The sequence below is a fragment of the Acidimicrobiia bacterium genome, assembly GCA_035651955.1.
Taxonomy (GTDB): Bacteria; Actinomycetota; Acidimicrobiia; order IMCC26256; family JAMXLJ01; genus JAMXLJ01.
Window position 1 is genome coordinate 20,499 of record DASRES010000091.1, and the last position, 19,484, is coordinate 39,982.

General features: G+C 71.3%; 20 protein-coding genes and 1 pseudogene. 12 read left to right on the forward strand and 9 right to left on the reverse strand.

Annotation, left to right across the window (positions count from 1 at the left end):
- Positions 1–60: 60 nt before the first annotated feature.
- Positions 61–1,662 (forward strand): DNA polymerase ligase N-terminal domain-containing protein, encoded by a 1,602-nt coding sequence (locus VFC33_20470; protein HZR15620.1) that lies wholly within the window; start codon positions 61–63, stop codon positions 1,660–1,662.
- A 221-nt stretch (positions 1,663–1,883) separates the two neighbouring features.
- Here the strand turns inward: VFC33_20470 and VFC33_20475 are convergent.
- Positions 1,884–2,213 (reverse strand): annotated as a pseudogene (locus VFC33_20475) (cupin domain-containing protein).
- A gap of 197 nt (positions 2,214–2,410) precedes the next feature.
- Between VFC33_20475 and VFC33_20480 the strand changes: the two are divergent.
- Entirely contained in the window at positions 2,411–2,683 is a 273-nt protein-coding gene (locus VFC33_20480; protein ID HZR15621.1) for a hypothetical protein, read from the forward strand.
- Positions 2,684–2,732: 49 nt separating this feature from the next.
- On the opposite strand, the gene VFC33_20485 is transcribed toward VFC33_20480, so the two are convergent.
- Positions 2,733–3,332 (reverse strand): ParA family protein, encoded by a 600-nt coding sequence (locus VFC33_20485; protein ID HZR15622.1) that lies wholly within the window; start codon positions 3,330–3,332, stop codon positions 2,733–2,735.
- Between the two features lie 148 nt (positions 3,333–3,480).
- Here VFC33_20485 and VFC33_20490 point away from each other — a divergent pair, with 148 nt between their 5' ends.
- Genes VFC33_20490 through VFC33_20500 form a run of 3 tightly spaced genes read left to right on the forward strand, consistent with a single transcriptional unit; the run spans position 3,481 to position 4,428 of the window.
- Entirely contained in the window at positions 3,481–3,807 is a 327-nt protein-coding gene (locus VFC33_20490; GenBank protein ID HZR15623.1) for a NifU family protein, read from the forward strand.
- A 7-nt stretch (positions 3,808–3,814) separates the two neighbouring features.
- A complete protein-coding gene (locus VFC33_20495; GenBank protein ID HZR15624.1) occupies positions 3,815–4,132 on the forward strand; it encodes a GNAT family N-acetyltransferase in 318 nt (105 codons plus the stop codon).
- Entirely contained in the window at positions 4,132–4,428 is a 297-nt protein-coding gene (locus VFC33_20500) for a UBP-type zinc finger domain-containing protein (protein ID HZR15625.1), read from the forward strand. The genes VFC33_20495 and VFC33_20500 overlap by 1 nt, the downstream gene beginning before the upstream one ends.
- 10 nt (positions 4,429–4,438) lie before the next feature.
- Here VFC33_20500 and VFC33_20505 read toward each other — a convergent pair whose 3' ends face one another.
- The gene (locus tag VFC33_20505) at positions 4,439–5,323 is read right to left on the reverse strand and encodes an alpha/beta fold hydrolase (GenBank protein HZR15626.1); all 885 of its coding nucleotides are present in this window, start codon (positions 5,321–5,323) and stop codon (positions 4,439–4,441) included.
- A gap of 140 nt (positions 5,324–5,463) precedes the next feature.
- On the opposite strand from VFC33_20505, the gene VFC33_20510 reads away from it, so the two are divergent.
- Both VFC33_20510 and VFC33_20515 read left to right on the forward strand, forming a co-directional pair.
- Positions 5,464–6,039: a hypothetical protein gene (locus tag VFC33_20510; GenBank protein ID HZR15627.1), complete on the forward strand. Its 576-nt coding sequence runs from the start codon at positions 5,464–5,466 to the stop codon at positions 6,037–6,039.
- Positions 6,040–6,238: 199 nt separating this feature from the next.
- A complete protein-coding gene (locus tag VFC33_20515; protein ID HZR15628.1) occupies positions 6,239–7,495 on the forward strand; it encodes a PQQ-binding-like beta-propeller repeat protein in 1,257 nt (418 codons plus the stop codon).
- Positions 7,496–7,502: 7 nt separating this feature from the next.
- On the opposite strand, the gene VFC33_20520 is transcribed toward VFC33_20515, so the two are convergent.
- Positions 7,503–9,110 (reverse strand): AMP-binding protein, encoded by a 1,608-nt coding sequence (locus tag VFC33_20520; protein HZR15629.1) that lies wholly within the window; start codon positions 9,108–9,110, stop codon positions 7,503–7,505.
- A 114-nt stretch (positions 9,111–9,224) separates the two neighbouring features.
- Here VFC33_20520 and VFC33_20525 point away from each other — a divergent pair, with 114 nt between their 5' ends.
- Complete coding sequence (locus tag VFC33_20525) at positions 9,225–10,109, forward strand: alpha/beta hydrolase (GenBank protein ID HZR15630.1); 885 nt, start codon at positions 9,225–9,227, stop codon at positions 10,107–10,109.
- A 77-nt stretch (positions 10,110–10,186) separates the two neighbouring features.
- Here VFC33_20525 and VFC33_20530 read toward each other — a convergent pair whose 3' ends face one another.
- The 5 genes from VFC33_20530 to VFC33_20550 form a co-directional block, all read right to left on the reverse strand.
- Positions 10,187–11,794: a methyl-accepting chemotaxis protein gene (locus VFC33_20530; GenBank protein ID HZR15631.1), complete on the reverse strand. Its 1,608-nt coding sequence runs from the start codon at positions 11,792–11,794 to the stop codon at positions 10,187–10,189.
- 190 nt (positions 11,795–11,984) lie between these two features.
- Positions 11,985–12,452: a VOC family protein gene (locus tag VFC33_20535; GenBank protein HZR15632.1), complete on the reverse strand. Its 468-nt coding sequence runs from the start codon at positions 12,450–12,452 to the stop codon at positions 11,985–11,987.
- Positions 12,453–12,498: 46 nt separating this feature from the next.
- Positions 12,499–13,128, reverse strand: coding sequence for a hypothetical protein (locus VFC33_20540; GenBank protein HZR15633.1), 630 nt, complete (start codon positions 13,126–13,128; stop codon positions 12,499–12,501).
- Position 13,129: 1 nt separating this feature from the next.
- Complete coding sequence (locus VFC33_20545; protein HZR15634.1) at positions 13,130–13,780, reverse strand: response regulator transcription factor; 651 nt, start codon at positions 13,778–13,780, stop codon at positions 13,130–13,132.
- Positions 13,777–15,024, reverse strand: coding sequence for a PspC domain-containing protein (locus VFC33_20550; protein HZR15635.1), 1,248 nt, complete (start codon positions 15,022–15,024; stop codon positions 13,777–13,779). The genes VFC33_20545 and VFC33_20550 overlap by 4 nt, the downstream gene beginning before the upstream one ends.
- A 129-nt stretch (positions 15,025–15,153) precedes the next feature.
- On the opposite strand from VFC33_20550, the gene VFC33_20555 reads away from it, so the two are divergent.
- The 4 genes from VFC33_20555 to VFC33_20570 are packed head-to-tail and all read left to right on the forward strand — an operon-like array spanning position 15,154 to position 19,411.
- Positions 15,154–16,446, forward strand: coding sequence for a PspC domain-containing protein (locus tag VFC33_20555; GenBank protein HZR15636.1), 1,293 nt, complete (start codon positions 15,154–15,156; stop codon positions 16,444–16,446).
- Entirely contained in the window at positions 16,443–17,363 is a 921-nt protein-coding gene (locus tag VFC33_20560; protein HZR15637.1) for an ATP-binding cassette domain-containing protein, read from the forward strand. Before VFC33_20555 ends, VFC33_20560 begins: the two co-directional genes overlap by 4 nt.
- Positions 17,360–18,199: an ABC transporter permease gene (locus VFC33_20565; protein HZR15638.1), complete on the forward strand. Its 840-nt coding sequence runs from the start codon at positions 17,360–17,362 to the stop codon at positions 18,197–18,199. Before VFC33_20560 ends, VFC33_20565 begins: the two co-directional genes overlap by 4 nt.
- A gap of 24 nt (positions 18,200–18,223) precedes the next feature.
- On the forward strand, positions 18,224–19,411 hold the full coding sequence (locus VFC33_20570) for a cytochrome P450 (protein ID HZR15639.1): 1,188 nt from the start codon (positions 18,224–18,226) through the stop codon (positions 19,409–19,411).
- Positions 19,412–19,484 lie beyond the last annotated feature (73 nt).

The window sequence follows — 19,484 nt, forward strand, 5'->3', positions numbered from 1 at the left end:
TGAGGCGCGCGGGCCGTCCCGGTGGGACGCGGGACCGCCCCGGTGGGGTACGACTGGACCATGGCTCCCCACCGCACGGAGCGTCTCGGCGAGTACGCGGCCAAGCGCGACTTCGCGCGCACGCCCGAGCCGTCGGGTGGGACGCCCGCCCCGCCGACGGACCAGCCCCGCTTCGTCGTGCAGCGACACCGCGCCCGGCGCCTTCACTACGACTTCCGCCTCGAGATGGACGGTGTGCTCGTCAGCTGGGCGATCCCGAAGGGTCCGTCGCTCGACCCGTCGGTGAAGCGCCTCGCGGTGCACGTGGAGGACCACCCGATCGAGTACTTCGACTTCGAGGGCGTGATCCCGCGCGGCGAGTACGGCGGTGGTGACGTCATCGTGTGGGACTGGGGAACGTACGAAGCGGTCCACGCGCCCGATCCGGTGCGCGCCGTGGAGCAGGGCGAGCTGCACGTCGAGCTCCACGGTCAGAAGCTGCACGGCCGCTTCGTGATGATCCGTCGCGGCGAGGACGCGTCCGGCAAGGAGCAGTGGCTCGTGTTCCACAAGCGCGACGAGCACGCCGTCGCGGGTTGGGATGCCGAGGATCACCCGCGCTCGGTCCGCAGCGGTCGCACGAACGACGAGGTCGCCGCGAACCCGGATGCGTCGTGGCGCAGCGACGCGCCCGCCGCCGTCGCTCGCGTCGACTTCTCGTCGTCGCGTCCGGACATCGCCGCGCTCGACGCGCTCGGCGCGCGTGGTGATTGGGAGTTCGACGGCGTCACCTTGAAGCTGACGAACCTCGACAAGGTGCTGTTCCCGCCGCGCGAGAAGGGCGGCGAGCCGCTGACGAAGCGCGACCTGGTCCGTTGGTACGCGACGATCGCACCGGTGATGCTGCCGTACCTCGAAGGACGGCCGCTGAACATGCACCGCTATCCGGACGGCGTGGACAAGCCCGGCTTCTGGCACAAGGAGATCCCGTCGCACTCGCCCGAGTGGATCACGCGGTGGCACAACGACGAGGCCGACGAGGGCGAGAGCGAGTGGTACGTCGTCGCGGACCGGCCGGCGACGCTCGCGTGGCTCGCCAACTTCGGCGCGATCGAGCTGCACGCCTGGACGTCGTGCATCCCGCACGTCCACGAACCGACGTACGCGCTCATCGACATCGATCCCGGCGGAGACACGTCGTGGGACGACGTCCTCACACTCACGCGCCTGTACCGCACGGCGCTCGGGCACCTGCACGTCTTCGGCGCCCCGAAGGTGACGGGCCAACGGGGCATCCAGATCTGGGTGCCGATCGAGCCGGGTCCGAGCTTCGACGACACGCGCGCCTGGGTCGAGGCGGTGTCCCGCGCGATCGGGAACACGGTGCCCGAGCTCGTGAGCTGGAAGTGGGAGAAGCACGCGCGCGGCGGGCTCGCGCGCCTCGACTACACCCAGAACGCGATCAACAAGACGCTCGTCGCGCCGTACTCGGTGCGTCCCGCGCCCGGTGCGCCGGTGTCGATGCCGATCCGTTGGGACGAGCTCGACGCCCCCGAGCTCCGCAGCGACCGGTGGACGATCCGCGACGCCGGTGCGCGCGTCATGGAGGTCGGCGACCTGTTCCACGACGTGCTCACGCGGAAGCAGCGCCTCCCGTCGCTCGGAGACGCCGCCTCCACGTAAGCCCTGCCCTGCCCCGCGCCGCGCGCGGGTCACGTCGTCGTGATCTCCTCGAGGACGTGCGCCCGCGTCACGTCGTGGTCGTGCGAGCCCTTCGCGTGCTGCTGCACCGCGGCCACGAGGTGCTCGACCTCGCCGCCCGGGTCGAGGCGGAACTCGACGCCGCACGGGCAGCGCGCGATGCGCACGCCCGGGCCGTCGAGGCCGTGCACGAGCTCCTCGGTGCCGGTGAAGTCGATCGCGACGCACGGCTCGTCGCCGACGACCCAGGCGTCGTGACCGGGTGCGACGACGTGCGCGTCGCCCGGGCCGAGCTCGCGCTCCTCGCCGTCGTCCATGCGGACGCGAAGACGCCCCGAGATCACGTACCCCGTGTGCGCGATCTTGCAGCTGTCCGTCCCCGCGAGCGGCTTCACGTCCTTCGACCACCGCCAGCCCGGCTCGAACACCGCGCGGCCGATCGTGACGTTTCCGAGATCGACGAGGCTGACCTCGCCGTGCTCGAAGGTCGGCTTCTCGTCCGGCGTGTCGAGGTTCTTGACGTCGATGCCCATGCTCCCTCCGTTCGTCGAGCGGCACGGGCATCGTGCGCCGGATGCCGAGGGCTCACATCGGTGAGACCACGTAACGGGATCGCCGCGGGCCTACGTAGTCGCCGTCGCGGGGTGATCCCAGCGTGACCGCGCGCCCGCTGTTGTCGCCGTCACGCGGACCCCGTACGCTGCCGCACCGGTTCAGGGGGTGATGCCCGATGGGTGATCTGTTGGCGGTCGTCACGAGCGTTACGACCAAGACCAGCGCCAGGCACGTCGCCGAGATCGCAGGGATCATCGGCGTGATCGGTGCGATCCTGGTCTTCGTCGGTGGCTGCTTCGGCCTCGGGCTGCTGCCCGGCGGCAACTCGACGGCCCGGCTCGAACGCATCGGCTATCTCGCGGGCGCCGTCCTGATCGGGGTCGCGTTCCTCCTCATCCTGCTCGCGATCCACAGCGGGTTCGGCTCGGTCACCGTCGTCCAGCACTAGACCGGCACGGGACGCAACTCGCGCACGCCTCGAGACCCGACGCGTCAGGTCATGAACCGCGGAACGCGCGCGACGCGCGGCGCCACACCGAGCGGTACGCGTCGAGCCCTTCCGTCGAGAGCCACGCGCTCGGACCGGACGCGATCGCGACACGTTCGGGGACGGTGCCCCACACCGGCACGCCCGCCTCGGTCCAGTCGGTGACCGCGTCCTGGTAGTCGCGCGTGAACGTCCGTGCCGAGCAGACGACGAGCCCGAACGGCGTTCGCTTGGGGACCATGTCGAGGACGGCCTCCACGCGCGCCGTCTCGACGCCGCCCACGCGTGTCGGCACGACGACCACGTCGGCACGGTCGAGCGCCTTGCCGAGGAGCCGCTCGTTCCCCGGCGGCGTGTCGACGACCGTGACCTCCTCGCCGTCGACCCGGTCGAGCGCCTTCGTGAGGAGCCGGTCGGTCGGCGCCTCCACGACCGCGATGCCGTCGAACTCGCCGTCGTCGGCCGCCTCGACCCAGTCGGCCGCGCTGGCCTGCGGGTCGGCGTCGACGAGCGTGACGTCGGACCGGCCGTTGGCCGAGACGGCCGCGAGGTACACGGACGTCGTGGTCTTCCCGACGCCGCCCTTCAGTGCTGCCACGACGATGATCACGGCCTTACCGTAGGTGGCGAGCGCCGGCCGGTGCCCGGGTCCGGGATTATCCCGGTGGCGGAGGCGTTGTCACCTGGAGCCGGCGAGCAGACGCGGCGAGCAGGCGCGAGGGGCCGACGCCGACGACCAGATGCGAGAGGAGCGGAGCGTGGCCGATGGGCTGACCGTCGAGGAGCGCGAGCAGCGCGAAGCGGCGTTGCGCGACCTGATCGACATGATGCGGCCGGCCGTGCAGCAGGACGGCGGCGACCTCGTGCTGCTGGACGCGAACTACGAGACCGGCGTCGTCGACGTGATGCTCCAGGGTGCGTGCAGCAGCTGCGCGATCAGCGCGTCGACGCTGCAGCTCGGCGTCGAGCGGATCCTGACGAGCCGGCTCGACTGGGTCACCGAGGTCCGTGGCGGCGTCGACACGAGCATCGACGACGACGAGAGCGCCGCGCTGGGTCGTGGCGCGTACGTCCCGAAGCTCTGATCGCACCGTGGCCCACGGAACCGCACCGGACATCGTCGACGACGAGCGCCACCACCGCTTCGTCGCCCGTGTCGACGGCCACGAGGCCGAGCTGGTCTACCGCCGCGATGCCGGCGTCGTCGTCCTCGTCCACACCGGCGTTCCCGACGAGCTCGGGGGCCGCGGCCTCGGCGGCCGGTTGGTCGCGGCCGCCGTCGACGACGCGCGCCGCCGAGGGTTGACCGTCGCCGTCGAGTGCCCGTTCGCGCGCTCCTGGATCGAACGGCATCCCGGCGAAGTCGACGGCGTCGCCGTCCTCGGCGCCGACCGCGGCGGGTCCGACTGATGGTCGCTTCCACGTGCACGCACCTCGATACCGTCGCCGACGTCGCGCCCAGCGACGACGGGTGCCACGAGTGCCTGCAGACCGGCGACCGGTGGGTGCACCTGCGGATGTGCCAGGAGTGCGGGCACGTCGGCTGCTGCGACAGCTCGCCGAACCGGCACGCCACCGCGCACTACCACGCGACCGGTCACCCGCTGGTCCGCTCGTTCGAGCCGGGCGAGGACTGGTGGTGGTGCTACGCCGACGGCCTGCTCTTCGAGGTCGACGGCGCACCGCCTTCGCCGTCGCACGCCTGACCACCGCTGGTCAGCCGTTCGTCGACACGGCCGGCTCGGACGCGGACGCCCAGTGACGGCGCAGGTGCCGCGCGAGCTCGTCGGCCCGTTCCAGCGGGAAGAGCAGCCGCGCGCCGTCGAGCTCGACGACGTCCGTCACCCCGGGGATCGTGTCGCGGAGCCAGTACGCCCACGAGACGTCGAACATGACGTCGCCCGTTCCCCACACGACCAGCGTCGGGACGCGCAGGCGCCGGAGCTCCGGTTCCACGGCGAGCAGGTCCTCGGGTCGCAGCGCGACGAGCAGCTGCTCGAAGCGCCGCGCGCGCTCCTCCGTGCCGATCACCGGTTCGAGGAACGACGCCACGACGTCGAGCGGCACGGCGCGTGCGTCCTCGAGCGACGAGCCGAGGAGCGCGGTGCGCGCGGCGTCGAGGTCCGCGAGCAGGGCGGGCGCGGTCGGTGCGAGCGCACCCTGGCGCGCGAGCTCGGCCGTCGGCGCGAACGCCTCGGGCGGGATGTTGTCGTGCGTTTCGCAGTTCGTCAGCGTGAGCGTGCGCAACCGCGCGGGCGAGAGCGTCGCCAGGATCTGCGCGACCGCGCCGCCGGTGTCGTTCGCGACGAGATCGACGCGGTCGAGACCCATCGCGTCGCGGAAGTCGCCGACGAACCGTGCGAGCGCGGTGAGCGAGACGTCCCCCTCGCGTGCCGGCGTGCGCCCGTGCATCGGCAGGTCGAGCGCGATGCAACGGCGCTCGTCCGCGACGCGCTCGATGACGTGTGCCCACAGGTACGCGTTCACACCGATCCCGTGCACGAAGAGCGCGACGGGTCCGTCGCCGATGTCGACGTAGCCGACGTCACCTGCCGGCGTGGTCAGGACGCCGCGGCGCGCGTCGAAGTCGTGCAGTTCCATTCGGGGGCCTCCTCGCTGCGGGGAATCAACAAACCGACCGTCGGTACGATACAGACCGACCATCGGTCTGTCAACGGGACGGTTGCCGGCGAGTCGGCGCGGCGCGAGGGTGGCGGACGCCCCCGACGAGGAGACGGCCCATGCCGGACAAGCCCAGCTACCTCGGACTGCTGAACGCGATCGCGATCGCGGAGTCGCACGCACACGCCTACCTGCGCGAGTGGGCGCAACGGACCCCGAGCGACGACGTGCGTCGCGTGCTGCTGCGCGTCGCGGCGCGCGAGGGCGAGCACGGGATGAGCTTCGCCAAGCGCATCAACGAGCTCGGCTTCGAGGTGCGCGAGAAGGACGACGGCACGTTCGACGACGCCATGGCCGTCGTCCGCTCCGACCGCTCCGACCTCGAGAAGATGAAGGCGCTGAAGCTGCACAAGCTCGACACCGGGTCGGAGCCCGACATCTTCGACGGCTTCTTCCGCGACCACACGATCGACATCCGGACGGGCGAGCTGCTCGGTCGTTACATCGCCGAGGAGCGCGACAGCGCCCGTCTCCTGCGGTCGTGCTACGAGCAGCTCAAGGCCGCGCGCGACGTCCGCGACGCTCCGGCGGACGCGCTCGCGTCCCTCGACGGGAAGGTCGACGCGCTCTGCCGTGCGGTCGAGGAGCTCCGGCAGATCGTCTGCGCGCAGGCGATGCCGGCGAGCACCGCGTAACGCCCACGCCGCGGTCCCGCGGGACCGCGCGACGGTCGTTCTGATTCCCGGGAGTCCCGCCTGGCGAGACCCACGGGCATCTGAATCGTCGCGTTCGCCACCTCCGCATTGCCCACACCCCGATGGGGCAGTGCCGCCCCTGGTTCCGTTCGGTGCGCGATGTCACCGTGCCGGAGGGAACCGAGCAAGGGGGCAGGGCATGAGACGGCTCATCGTTCTCGTCGCGCTGTGCGCGCTGGCGCTGTCGGCGTGCAGCATCGACGACTGGACCGCGTTCGGGTTCAACAACCGGAACACCTTCAACAACATCGGTGGGGTGTCACAGGACGCGATCAACACGTCGAACGCGTCGCAGCTGCAGCGCGCGTGGACGTCGAACGTCGTGCAGGGTGGCTACGGCTCCAGCGGTGTGGTCACGTGGACCGACACCAATCAGTACAAGAACCAGCACGCGTACTTCGACAACAGCGGGATCCTCTGGTCCGTCAACACCGTCACGCACAAGGTCGACTGCGCGGCGAACGACGGCAGCGAGACGTCCGGCTCGAGCGCGAACGACCCGGTCGTGTCGGACGGCGGGCTCGGTTGGTACAACTCGCAGGCCGGCAACGAGTTCGAGCTCTACGACCTGCAGACGTGTGCCGAGCGTGGCGGAACCGACGTCGCGCAGTCCGACTCGGTCCATCCCACGCTGACGATGAACAACGACGGCTACATCTACGTCGGCACCGGTTACGACGAGGTGGACGGGACGGGCACGAGGCAGCTCTTCGGGTCCGTCACGAAGCAGCCGACCACCGCGGCGGCTCCCGGTTGGCAGACGTGGATGGCGACCCCCGTGTGGTCGCCGCCGGCGATCATGAACGGGGTCGTGTACGCGACGACCTACGACACGCTGTACGCGATCCGCAACAGCGACGGCACGGTGCTGTGGCAGACGACGCTCGCGCCGGGTCACACGTCGCCGTTGCGTGCACCGATCGCGGTGCCGACCGTCAACGGCGCGGCGAACACGCCGACGATCTTCGTCACCAGCGAGTCGACGGTGTGGTCGGTGAACGCATCGACCGGCGCGGTCCGCTGGGCGCACAGCAACAACGTGCTCCGCAACGCCGGCGCGACGATCGCCAACAACCAGCTGCTCGTCGCGGCGACGGGCGGCACCGGCGCGCCGGTCCTCGTCTCGCTCGACGCGACGACCGGCGCGGCCGGCTACTCGAAGACGCTCGCGACGCCGTCAGGTGCGTCCCTCGACACGCTGTACGAGCCCGCGACGACGAACGGTGTGCTGGTGATGGCGGACGGGACGGCGGCATGGGCGCTGCGGATCACGGACGGCGCCGTGCTGAAGAGCATGGTCGTCGCCGGCAACACGTCAGCCCACCCGACGATCTCCGAAGGCGACGTGTTCTTCCCGGTCGCGAACGGCATCGACGTGTGGGGCCTGCCCTCGTAGCGGGCGGCTACGTCTCGGGCAGCGGCGGCATCGTCTCGGCAAGGTCGCGGAGCTGGTTCTTCGCGACCTTGTCGAGCGTCGCGCGCGGGAAGTCGTCGACGAAGTAGACGGCGCGCGGAACCTTGAAGTCCGCGAGGTTCGTGCGGCACACGTCGACGATCTTCCGCGCGAGCGCCTCGTCGTCGTCGCCACCACCACCCTTGATGACGAACGCGACCGCGACGACGTCGAGCATCGGGTGCGACCGGCCGACGACGGCGACGTCACCGACGCCGGGAACCTGCCGGCACACGTCCTCGACCTCCTTCGCCGAGACGTTCTCGCCCCCGACCTTCAACATGTCCTTGTCGCGCTCGCTGTAGAACACGGCGCCGTCCTCGCCGACGCGCACGCGGTCGCCGGTCTTGAACCAACCGTCGTCGGTGAAGCTCGTCGCGTTCGCCTCGGGGTTGCCGTAGTACTCGAGGAAGAGCTGGATGCCTCGCGTCCCGCGCACCCACAGCTCGCCGATCTCGCCGTCGGTGCACACCGCGCCCGTCTCCGGGTCGACGACGAGGATCTCGTAGCCCGGCGTCGGGTGGCCCATCGACCGGACGGGAACCCGGTCGCCCGGGCCGCCGTGGATCGCGTGGATCACGGTCTCCGTCATCCCGTACGCGGGCAGCACGCGCGCGCCGAGCATCGCCTCGAGCTCGGGAACGACGAGCCCGAACACGCCGACCTCGAGCGCGCAGTCGGGACGGGGCTGTCCTGCGATCGCCTTGAACACGAACGGGATCAGCGAGATGTGGGTGATCCCGTGCTTGCACACCACCTCCCAGAAGCGGCTCGACGAGAACTTCGGTTGCAGCACGACGGTCCCGCCCGCGCCGAGGATCGTCCACATCGACCAGCTCTGCGCGTTCACGTGGAAGAACGGCAGGTAGACGAGGTAGACGCTGTCGCCCGTCACGCCGATGTTCGACGGGCCGACGCGTCCCGCCCACAGCGCGTTCGCGTGCGTGTGCACGACCGCCTTCGGCCGCGACGTCGTGCCCGACGTGAACATGATCCCCGCGGGGAGCATCGGCTCCGGCGCGCGTGTGGGTGCGGCGTCCGGATCGTCGAACAGGTCGTCGAACGCGACGAACCGCCCGCCGTGTGCTTCGGTCGACGCGGGCTCGCCGCCGTCGTCCGCGGTGACCGCGATCCACTGCAGGCGCGGCCCGGCGGAGGCGACGAGCGGCGCGTACCGAGGCTGGGTCACCGCCGCGACGCAGTCCGCCTGCTCCACGAAGTACGTGATCTCGGCTTCGACGCTGCGCGTGTTCGTCGTCACGCCGACCGCTCCGATGGTCGCGCACGCGTACCAGGCGAGGACCATCTCCGGGCAGTTGTCCGCGTGGACGAGGACCTTGTCGTGCTTGCGGACACCGCGCGCGGCGAGTCCGGACGCCAGCGCACGGACGTCACGGCGGAACTCCGCGTACGTCCAGGCGCGCGTCGACCCGTCACGCGGCTCCCACACGAGCACGCGGTGGTCGGGTCGCTCGGACGCCCAGTGGTCCAGCAGCCAGGGGATGTCCTGACCGGCGAACTGGAACGCAGCAACGGTCTGCGGGTCGATGTCCGGCATGGCAGGTCTTCCGTGATCCGGGAGCGGGTGAGCGGCCAAATGTATGCAGGCGGGTTACGCTCACGCCCCCCGGCGGCCGGCCGACGAGAACCGGGCGCCGATCGGAGGACGAAGATGCGGAGGCAGATCGGATCGTTCGCAGCGCTCGTCAGTGCCGTCGCGCTGCTCGCCGCGGCGTGCTCGTACGTCCCACCGCCCGCGGGCACGGCGCCGCTGCGCTACCGCGACGCGGTCTTCGCCACCGTGTCGAAGACCGCGGACCTGCCGTACGGCTCGGCGGTCGACCAGAACGGGCAGACCGTCACGCTGCTGCTCGACCTCTACCAGCCGGTCGGCGACACCGTGACGGCACGGCCCGCGATCGTGTGGGTGCACGGCGGGTCGTTCTCGGCCGGCGACAAGACGTCACCGGAGCTCGTCGACGAGGCGAACGTGTTCGCGGCGAAGGGCTACGTGAACGTCTCGATCGACTACCGCCTGTCACCGACGGGATGCTCCTTCGGCGGGGCGACCGCCGCGTGCGTCCAGGGGATCATCGACGCGCAACATGACGCGCAGGCCGCGGTCCGCTGGCTGCGCGCGAACGCGACGACCTACCACGTCGACGCGAACCGGATCGCGATCGGCGGGTCGTCGGCCGGCGCGATCACGGCGCTCCAGGTCGCGTACAAGCCGTACGACCCGGGCGTCAGTGGCAACGCGGGGTATCCGTCGGACGTCGAGGCCGCGCAGTCGCTCTCGGGGACCGCGATCCCGACGAGCCTCCCGCGCGCGGGCGGGCCCCAGGTCGTCTTGTTCCACGGGACGAGCGACCCGGTCGTGCCCTACACGTTCGCGCAGCAGACCGCCGCGAACGCGCAGGCCGTCGGCGACGTCGCCGTGCTCGAGCCGCTCGACGGCGCCGGGCACGTGCCCTACCTGCAGTACCGCAGCCAGATCCTCGACCAGACGACGAACCTCTTCTACCGCGCACTGGATCTCGCCCACGCGCAGCAGTGACCCCGCGCCCCGCGTTGGTACACAAGTCGCGCCCATGACCGCGAGTTGTGTACCAACGCGCCGGGCGGCGGCGCGGCTCAGTACCTGAACTGACCGATCAGCGTCTCGAGCTCGGACGCGAGGTGCGCGAGCTCGCCCGCCGACTGGCTGCTCTGCGACGCGCCCGACCGCGTCTCGCTCGCGGCCTGGGCCACGCCGCCGATGCTCTCGGCGATCTCGCTCGTGCCCTGGGCCGCCTCGTTCACCGTCCGGCCGATCTCGTTCGTCGTCGCGGTCTGCTGGTCGACGGCCGTCGCGATCGCGGTCTGCGTCTCGTTGATGCGGTTGATGATCTCGCCGATGCGGCCGATCGCCGCGACTGCCGCCTCGGTGTCGCTCTGGATCGCGCCGATCCGGCCCGACACCTCGGCAGTCGCTCGCGCGGTCTCCTGCGCGAGCTCCTTCACCTCGTTCGCGACGACGGCGAAGCCCTTGCCCGCGTCGCCGGCCCGGGCGGCCTCGATCGTCGCGTTGAGCGCGAGGAGGTTCGTCTGCTCGGCGATCGCCGTGATGACCTTCACGACGTTGCCGATCTCGGTCGAGCTCTCGCCCAGCCGCCCGACGACCGCGTTCGTGTCCTGCGCGATCTCCACCGCCGACAGCGCGGTGCTCGCGGCGTCCGTCGCGCTCGCCGAGATCTCGCGGATCGACGCCGTCATCTCCTCGGTGCTCGCCGCGACCGAGTTGACGTTCGCGGAGACCTCCTCGGCCGAGCTCGACACGCTCCCCGCTTGCGCGGCCGCCTGGTCCGCCGCGGAGCCCATCTGGTTGCTCACCGCGGAGAGCTCCTCGGACGATCCTGCGAGCGTCGACGCCGTCGACGCGATCTTCGCCATGGCCGCCTGGATCTTCTCGACGAACCGGTTGAACGACCGTGCGACCGCGCCGAGCTCGTCGTTGCTGCTCGCGTCGAGCCGCGCCGTGAGGTCGCCGTCGCCGTCGGCGATGTCGGTCAGCGTCTCGTCCAGACGGCGGAGCGGACGCACGATCGACCGCGTGATGAGCAGCGTCGCGCCGATCGTGACCAGCAGACCGATGACGCACAGGATGACGAGCAGCGTCGTCCCGGACGACGCCTCGCTCTTCAACTGGCTCTGCAGGCTCGACGACCGCTGCTCCTCGAGCTTGCGGAGCGCCTCGAACGCGACCGGCAGGTCGTTCGACGGCTTCAGGTTGTCGACCGTCATCACGTGGATCGCGCGCTGGACGTCACCGGCGAGCGCGAAGTTCCGCACCTGCTGGGTGAAGCCGTTGTAGTCGGAGAGGTCGCTCGAGATCCGGTCGAGCAGCTTGTTCTCGGCGCTCGACGTCGTGTTGGCCTTCGCCTGCGCCAGCCTCTTCGTCGCGCTGCCGTAGGCGTCCTCGACCTGCTTCCACGTCGTCTCGGCGAGGTCGTTCTGGCTCGGGTCGCGCAGCGCGACGACCGCGGCGTACATGTTCGACTGGTCGTCGTCGAACAGCCACCCCTGATAGGCCTGTGCGACGGCGGCCTCGACCACGTGGGCCTTCTGCACCTGGTTGGCCCGCGACTTCATCTGCCCGAACCGGATCGACGCGATGATGCTGCACGCGAGGAACACGACTGCACCGACCGCGCCCAGCGCGATGAGCCGCGTCCTCACCGAGACGTTCGAGATCTTCTGCACGGAGACCGCCCTGTTCGCCCTGCCACGTCGTGTCCGGGGGTCTCTCGGCTCCGCACGGGGGCGACCTGAGCCATATCGCGACACGACCTGTCGCTGATATGACGCGTTGTCGACCGCTCGCGGCTTTCGCGCGGGTCGTGCCAGGTGTCACACGGGACGTCGCGTGGCCTGGCGCCGCCGGCGGGCGAGCTCAGCTCCCGCCCATCGCGGCCGCGGCGCGGCGTTGCATCTCGTCCGGCGAGACGTCCTCGACGTGAGTCTGGACGCTCCACACGTGGCCGAACGGGTCCTCGATCTGCCCCGAACGGTCGCCGTAGAACTGATCCTGCACGTCGCGGCGGACCTTCGCGCCCCCCTTGACCGCACGCGCGACGACGTCGTCGACGTGTTCGACGTAGATCGACAGCGTCACCGCCGTGCCGCCGATCGACTTCGGCCCGCGGATCTCCATCTCGGGGTACTCGTCGGAGAGCATCAGCACCGAGTCGCCGATCGTCAGCTCCGCGTGGCCGATGCGCCCGTCGGGCGCGGGCATCCGCATCCGCTCCTTCGCTCCGAACACGCGCGTGTAGAAGTCGATCGCGGCCGTCGCGTCGTCGACGCACAGGTACGGCGTGACGGTGCGGTAGTCGTCGGGGATGGGCTTGACCTCGGCCATCGGCACAACCTCCTGCTCGCTCGCGGACGAGTGTGCCCCGCGGGGCTCAGCGCGGATCGGGCCGGTCGAGGTTCCAGTGGCGCGCCACGGTGCACAGCCAGCCGCCGTCGCCCGTCGGGACCAGCCCGAAGCGGCTGATCGTCCGCTGGCCGCCTTCGTGATCGCTGTACAGGAGCTCCACCTGGATGCGCTCCCGTCCGGAGATCGCGCTGCGCAGCGGTTCCGCGACGGGATCGTCGCGGTCCCGGATCGCGCCCTGCCAGAACCCGACGTCACCGGGCGGCACGTAGAGGTCGCGGGTCTGCGCGCGGAACTCCTCGGGCTCGGCGTGCGGCCGGCTGCCGTCCCACGCGGGGAGGACGTGCCAGGAGTGCAGGACCGCGATGCCGGAACCGACGTTGCGCAGCGGCATCGACAAGTAGATGACCTCTTCCGTCATCTCGACGCTGCCCCGACCGCCCCCGACCTTCGACATGTGCTCGTCGCCCCAGGTGATCTTCTCGACCGGGTCCTGCAACCGGGAGTTGACGAGCACCGGGCGCAGGCGCGTCTCGAGCGCGCGCTCCGCGGTTCGCGCGGCCGCGTTCGCGGATCGCACCGAGGCGAACGTCGCGACGGCGAGGACGAGCGTCCCGCCCGCGGTCGCGAACGACGACACGGTCGCCCAGTCGGTCACGTCACACCAGCCGCCGGTCGATCGCCCACCGGGTCAGCTCGTGGCGGTTCGACAGCTGCAGCTTGCGCAGCACCGCGGAGACGTGCGTCTCGACCGTCTTCGCCGCGATGTTCAGCTCGCGCGCGATCTCCTTGTAGGAGTAGCCGCGCGCGATCAGACGGAGGACCTCGCGCTCGCGCGCGGTGAGCTGGTCGAGCTCGGGATCGACCGTGCCGACCGGGATTGATGCGAACGCGTCGAGCACGATGCCCGCGAGCATCGGTGAGAACACCGCGTCACCGTCGGCGACGCGCGTGATCGCGTCGACGAGCTCGTCGCCCGAGATCGTCTTGGTGACGTAGCCGCGCGCGCCGGCACGGATGACGTCGATGACGTCACTCGGCGCGTCGGACACCGAGACCGCGAGGAAGCGGATGTCGGGATGGTCGCGCAGCACCCGACGGATGACGTCCGCGCCGCCTCCGCCCGGCATGTGCACGTCGACGAGCACGACGTCGGGGTGGCGCTCACCGACGAGCTCCACCGCGGCGTCGACCTCCGAGGCGTCGCCGACGAGATCGACCGCGTCGCCGATCTCCGCGCGGACACCCGAGCGGAACAGGTGGTGGTCGTCGACGACGAACACACGCGGCCTCTCGGCACGCTCGTTCACGACGTCTCCCGTGGCATCGTCAGCTGGACCTCGGTGCCCTCGCCGGGCGCGCTGCGGACGACCGCTCGCCCGTGGTGGCGCTCCATGCGACCGGCGACGGACTGCGCGAGGCCGTGACGGTCGGCCGGCACGTCGCCCGGGCAGAACCCGATGCCGCGATCCCGCACGTACACCGACGCCTGCACCGGGTCGACCTCGACGTACACCGCGACCGACGACGCGCGTGAGTGCTTGGACGCGTTCACCATCGCCTCGCGTGCCGCACGGGTGAGCGCGCCGAGCCGGTCGTCCAACGGACAGTCGCCCACCTTCACGACGTCGATCGGTACGCCGTGGTCGGCCTCGACGTCGTTCGCCACCTCGTCGATCGCAGCCGCGAGCGAGGACGCGGCGTCGATCGGTCGCCCCGCGATCCACGTACGCAGCTCGCGTTCCTGCCGGCGCGCGAGACGGACGACCGCGCGCGGATCGTCGGCGTTGCGGCGCAGCAAGGCCAGCGTGTGCAGCACCGAGTCGTGGAGGTGCGCGGCGAGCTCGGCGCGCTCCTGCGACCGGATCCGCTCGCCGCGCTCCTCGGACAGATCGGTCGCGAGGCGATAGAGCCACGGACCGAACACGAGCCCGAGACCGGCGAGCATCACCCCGATGGTCAGGTACACCTGGCGGACGGGAGCCGAGTGGTTCGCGGCGAGGAACGCGGCGGCGGACGCGAGCACGAGCACCGCGCCGACGACGACGCGCGCCACGGCCGCGGGCCGGTTCCCCGACCCGACGATCGGCCCGATCGCCGCGCTCCACGGACCGCGCCGCGCGTCGTCGACGGCGTCGGTCCCGCGGTCGCCGGTGCCGTCGCGTCGTTGACGCCACAACAGCGCGACACCGACCCCCGCGACGGCCGCGGGCCACACGATGCTGTCGACGAACCCCAGGCGCAGCTGGCGCAGCAGGAGCAACGTCCCGAGGACGATCGCGCCGACGGCCAGCGCCTGCGCAGCGTCCCAGGCGCGCGCGGGCCTCGACGCGCGCACCCGGGTCGTCGCCGAGCTCTCGCTCGGGAGGACGATCCACCCGAGCACGTACAGCGCCACGCCGACCCCCGCGACCGCGCTGAGCACGACGAACGCCACGCGCAGCAGGTTCGGGTCGACGCCGAACGCGTTCCCCATCGCGGCCGCCACGCCCGCGACCCGGCGGTCCGCGCTCGGGCGGACGAGACGCTGGCGCAGCGACGCGGGCGACTGCATGCGCCGATGATCGCACGGCACCCCGGGCGCGACGACCGGTGGTGACCCGGACGCGACCGGACGGTTCTCGGGGTTCGTCGGGGGAGTTCCCCGATCGACCACCGGCACCCGGACGGCGACCATGGCGACGTGACCACCGAGAGCCCCCCGACCCGCGTGTACCGCACACGGCGCCGCGTCATCGCCGGCGTCGCGGGCGGGTTCGGTCGCTACTTCGCGATCGACCCGAACGTGGTGCGCATCGTCCTCGTGCTCCTCGCGTTCGCCGGTGGGATCGGGATCCTGCTGTACCTCGCGGCGTGGCTCATCGTTCCCGAGGAGCCGGTCGGCAACGTCGATCCGTCAGCGGCAGGGCACCCGCCCGCGCGCACGAACCTGCTCGCGATCGTGCTCGTCGGCCTGCTCGCGCTCGTCGTCGTCGCGACGATCGGCCGGCGCACGTTCGACGTCGCTCCCGCGACGGTATGGGCACTCGCGCTCATCGGCGGTGGTGCGGCGGTCCTGTGGCTGCGCTCGCCCGATGCCCGCACCGCGACCGGCGCACCGGGCGAGACGACCGCTCCCACACCCCCCGGCGCGACGCCGCCGGCGCCGGCGTACCCCCCGCCGCCGGCGCCGGCGGTCGCCGGCACGCCGTCCGAACCGTGGACGGTCGCGCCCGTCGCGCCCTCGCCGTTGCAGCGCATCGCACCGGTGCTGGGCCGGATCGCGGTCGTGCTCGTCGCAACCGTGGCCGCGGCGGTGATCGCCGCGATCGGCGTGCTGCTCGTCGAGGGACCCGGTTCGGTCGACGTCACACCGCTCGAGGCCGTCGTCGTCGGGATCGTCGTCGTCGCCGCGGCCGTCGTGTTCGGGATGGGGCGGCGTCGCCTGCCGGACGCCGCGCCGGTCGCGCTCGCGCTCGTCGCCGTCGTCGCGTTCGCGGGGTGGATCGGGCCGCCGTTCCAGGGCGGCTGGGGCGTCCGCCGGGTCACGCCGGACGTGCTCGTCTCGCGCGAGAGCGTGTACCGCCTCGCGGGCGGCCGGTTGACGATCGACCTGCGCGACACCCGGCTCGGTGAGCGCGCACGGATCCTCAGCACATCGGTCGCGACGGGCAGCGTCGACGTCATCGTCCCGCGCGACGTGAACGTCGAGCTGCAGGCGCACGTCGACGCAGGAGGTATCAAGTCGTTCGGCGTCGACGAGGGCGGGCTCGGTGTCGAGCGGCACGCCGTCGACCGCGTCACGGGCGCGACGCGCACCCTCCTCGTCCGCGCCCGCGTCGGTTGCGGCGAGATCGTCGTCCGGCGCGACTCGGGGAGGACGCAGCCCGTCGCCGTACCGCCCATACCGAAGGTGCCGTCGCCCCCACCGGTCCCGGCACCGGCGCTCGCACCAGCGGTGTGGTCGACACCCGCGTCCAAGGAGGCAGTCGCGTGATCGAGGTCATCGGGCTCACGAAGCGGTACGGGGCAACCGTCGCGGTCGACGACCTGTCGTTCAGCGTCCGTCCCGGCCACGTCACGGGCTTCCTCGGGCCGAACGGTGCAGGCAAGACGACGACGATGAGCGTGATCCTCGGTCTCGACGCGCCGACGGCCGGCCGCGCGACCGTCAACGGCCGCCCGTTCGACGCGATGCGCGCACCGTTGCGCGAGGTCGGCGCATTGCTCGATGCACGCGCCGTCCACGGCGGTCGACGCGCGCGTGACCACCTGCTGTGGCTGGCGCGCAGCAACGGCATCCCGCGCCGCCGCGTGGACGAGGTCCTCGCCATCACCGGTCTCACCGACGTCGCGGGAAGGCGGGCCGGGAAGTTCTCGCTGGGCATGTCGCAACGGCTCGGCATCGCGGCCGCGCTGCTCGGCGACCCCGGCATCCTGATGTTCGACGAGCCCGTCAACGGGCTCGATCCCGAGGGGATCCGTTGGATCCGTGGCCTGCTGCGCAACCTCGCGAGCGAGGGCCGCACGGTGTTCGTGTCGAGCCACCTGATGAGCGAGATGGCGCTCACCGCCGACCATCTCGTCGTCATCGGGCGCGGGCGGCTCATCGCCGACGCGAGCGTCCGCGACGTCGTCGAGCGCAGCGCGACGCGCGGCGTCCGCGTCCGTACGCCCGACGGTGCGCGCCTCGTACGGCTGCTCACGCAGCGCGGGTGGAAGGTCGAGTCGGACGACGACGGTGCACTGCGGGTCGCCGGTGTCGAGTCGCGCGACGTCGGCGAGCTCGCCGCCGCGCACGACGTCGTCCTGCACGAGCTCGTGCCCGAGCGTGCGTCGCTCGAGGAGGCCTTCATCGAGCTCACCGACGCGAGCGTCGAGTTCACGGGGACGACCGGAGGAGCAGCAGCATGACCGTCACCGACGTCGACACGATGACGACGGCCCGTCGGCCCGTCCCGACCGCGCGACGTGAGAGCCATCTCCGCCGGGTCCTCGGCGCGGAGTGGATCAAGACGCGCTCGATCCGCTCGACGCAGTGGTCCCTCGTCGCGCTGGCGGTCGCGACGATCGGCATCTCGATCCTCGCGTGCGCGCGCACGTCCGCTCGCTGGAGCGGGATGCCGCTCGACCAGCAGCAGAGCACCGACGTCACGAACCTCAGCCTGAACGGGTGGTACCTCGGTCAGCTGATCGTCGGAGTGCTCGGGGTGCTCGCGATCACGTCCGAGTACGGCAACGGCATGATCCGTACGACGCTCGCGGCGGTGCCCCAACGCCGGCTCCTGCTCGCCGCGAAGGCTGTCGTGCTCGGCGCGGTGGTGCTCGGCGTCGCGCTGGTGCTCTCGTTCGCGTCGTTCCTCATCGGTCAGGCGTTCCTCGCGAGTACCGGGCACGGCGCCTCGCTCGGGAACGGCGACGTGCTGCGAGCCGTCGTCGGTGCGGCGCTATACGCGACGACGATCGCGCTGCTCGGCTTCGGGCTCGGCGGCCTGTTCCGGAGCACGGCCGGTGCCGTGAGCGGCCTGTTCGGCATCCTGTTCCTGCCCCCCGTGCTCGCGGAGGCGTTCAGCGGCTCGTGGCACCGGACGATCCAGCGGTACGCGCCGATGAACGCCGGCAGCCGCGTCCTCGCGGTGCTGCCGTCGCAGAACGCGTTGGGCCCCTGGGCGGGGATGGCGGTGCTCGCGGGGTACACGGCGGTCGTGCTCGTCGCGGCGTTCTGGATCGTGCGCCACCGCGACGCGTGACCGTCGCGCGCGAGGATCGTCGTCGTGGCGGAACGAGTGATCGACCTCCTCGACGGCGACTTCTACGTGAACGACCCGTATCCGACGTACGCGTGGATGCGCGACCACGCGCCTGCGTACTGGGACCCGGTCAACGAGCTGTGGGGGATCTCCCGCTACGACGACGTCGTGGAGATCGAGAAGCGCAAGGACGTCTTCATCAGCTCGGACCAGCGCAAGGGCGGGTACCGGCCGAACCTCCCGGCCGATCCGGCGCTGATCGGGCTCGACGATCCCCTGCACCAGCAGCGGCGCAGCCTCGTGTCGCGCCGGTTCACGCCGCGCGCGGTGACACGTTGGGAGCCGCACGTCCGCGACGTCGTGACCCGGCTGCTGGACGCCGTCGAGGCGAACGGGGGCCGCACCGAGGTCGTGAGCGAGCTCGCCGCGCCACTGCCCGCGATGATGATCGGCGCGCTGCTCGGCTTCGACGACGACCTGTGGCCGAGCCTGCAGTCGTGGTCCGAGCGCTCCATCGCGCTCGGCGGTGGTCCCCGCTACCGCAACGAGGACGGCGCGGCGGCGGTGATGGAGTTCGCGGTCGCGGCCGCGGACCTGTACGAGCGCAAGAAGCAGTGCCCGGTCGACGACGTGATGTCGGTTTGGACCACGTCCTCGCTCGACGGCGAGCCGCTCGGGCTCGACGTCGTCATCCCGGACTGCCTGCTCCTCTTGGATGGGGGCGCGGAGACGACGCGCACGGTCATCGCGCGCACGCTCGTGAACCTCACTCGGTGTCCGGATCAGTGGGCCCGGTTGCGGGCCGGCGCCGACCTGACGGTCGCGACGGAGGAGTTCATCCGCTACATCACGCCGATCCACAACATGTGCCGGGTGGCCAACCGCGACGTGGAGATCGCGGGGGAGACGATCCGGGAAGGGCAGCAGGTCGTGCTCATGTACTCCTCCGCGAACCGCGACCCCGCGCACTTCGACGATCCCGAACGTCTCGACGTCACCCGCGACCCGAACAACCACCTCGCGTTCGGCTTCGGCACGCACTTCTGCCTGGGCGCCGCGCTCGCGCGCCTCGAGATCCGCGTGTTCTTCGAGGAGCTGGTGCGCCGGGTCCGTGCGCTGCGGGTCGTCGAGGGCACCGAGCCCGTCGAGATGCCGAACGCCTTCGTCTACGGCCTGCGCGAAGCGCAGATGGAGTTCGACTTCGCCCGTTGACCGGTCCCGCGGGACCGCCTGAACCGCGATTCAGATGACCGTCGATGCCCCGAGGCGGGATTCACCGTCATCT

Bases quoted from the DNA above. Each gene is read 5' to 3' on its own strand.
- VFC33_20470 (HZR15620.1), top strand. From the start codon at position 61: ATGGCTCCCCACCGCACGGAGCGTCTCGGCGAGTACGCGGCCAAGCGC.
- VFC33_20480 (HZR15621.1), top strand. From the start codon at position 2,411: ATGGGTGATCTGTTGGCGGTCGTCACGAGCGTTACGACCAAGACCAGC.
- VFC33_20500 (HZR15625.1), top strand. From the start codon at position 4,132: ATGGTCGCTTCCACGTGCACGCACCTCGATACCGTCGCCGACGTCGCG.
- VFC33_20505 (HZR15626.1), bottom strand. From the start codon at position 5,323: ATGGAACTGCACGACTTCGACGCGCGCCGCGGCGTCCTGACCACGCCG.
- VFC33_20510 (HZR15627.1), top strand. From the start codon at position 5,464: ATGCCGGACAAGCCCAGCTACCTCGGACTGCTGAACGCGATCGCGATC.
- VFC33_20515 (HZR15628.1), top strand. From the start codon at position 6,239: ATGAGACGGCTCATCGTTCTCGTCGCGCTGTGCGCGCTGGCGCTGTCG.
- VFC33_20520 (HZR15629.1), bottom strand. From the start codon at position 9,110: ATGCCGGACATCGACCCGCAGACCGTTGCTGCGTTCCAGTTCGCCGGT.
- VFC33_20525 (HZR15630.1), top strand. From the start codon at position 9,225: ATGCGGAGGCAGATCGGATCGTTCGCAGCGCTCGTCAGTGCCGTCGCG.
- VFC33_20535 (HZR15632.1), bottom strand. From the start codon at position 12,452: ATGGCCGAGGTCAAGCCCATCCCCGACGACTACCGCACCGTCACGCCG.
- VFC33_20550 (HZR15635.1), bottom strand. From the start codon at position 15,024: ATGCAGTCGCCCGCGTCGCTGCGCCAGCGTCTCGTCCGCCCGAGCGCG.
- VFC33_20565 (HZR15638.1), top strand. From the start codon at position 17,360: ATGACCGTCACCGACGTCGACACGATGACGACGGCCCGTCGGCCCGTC.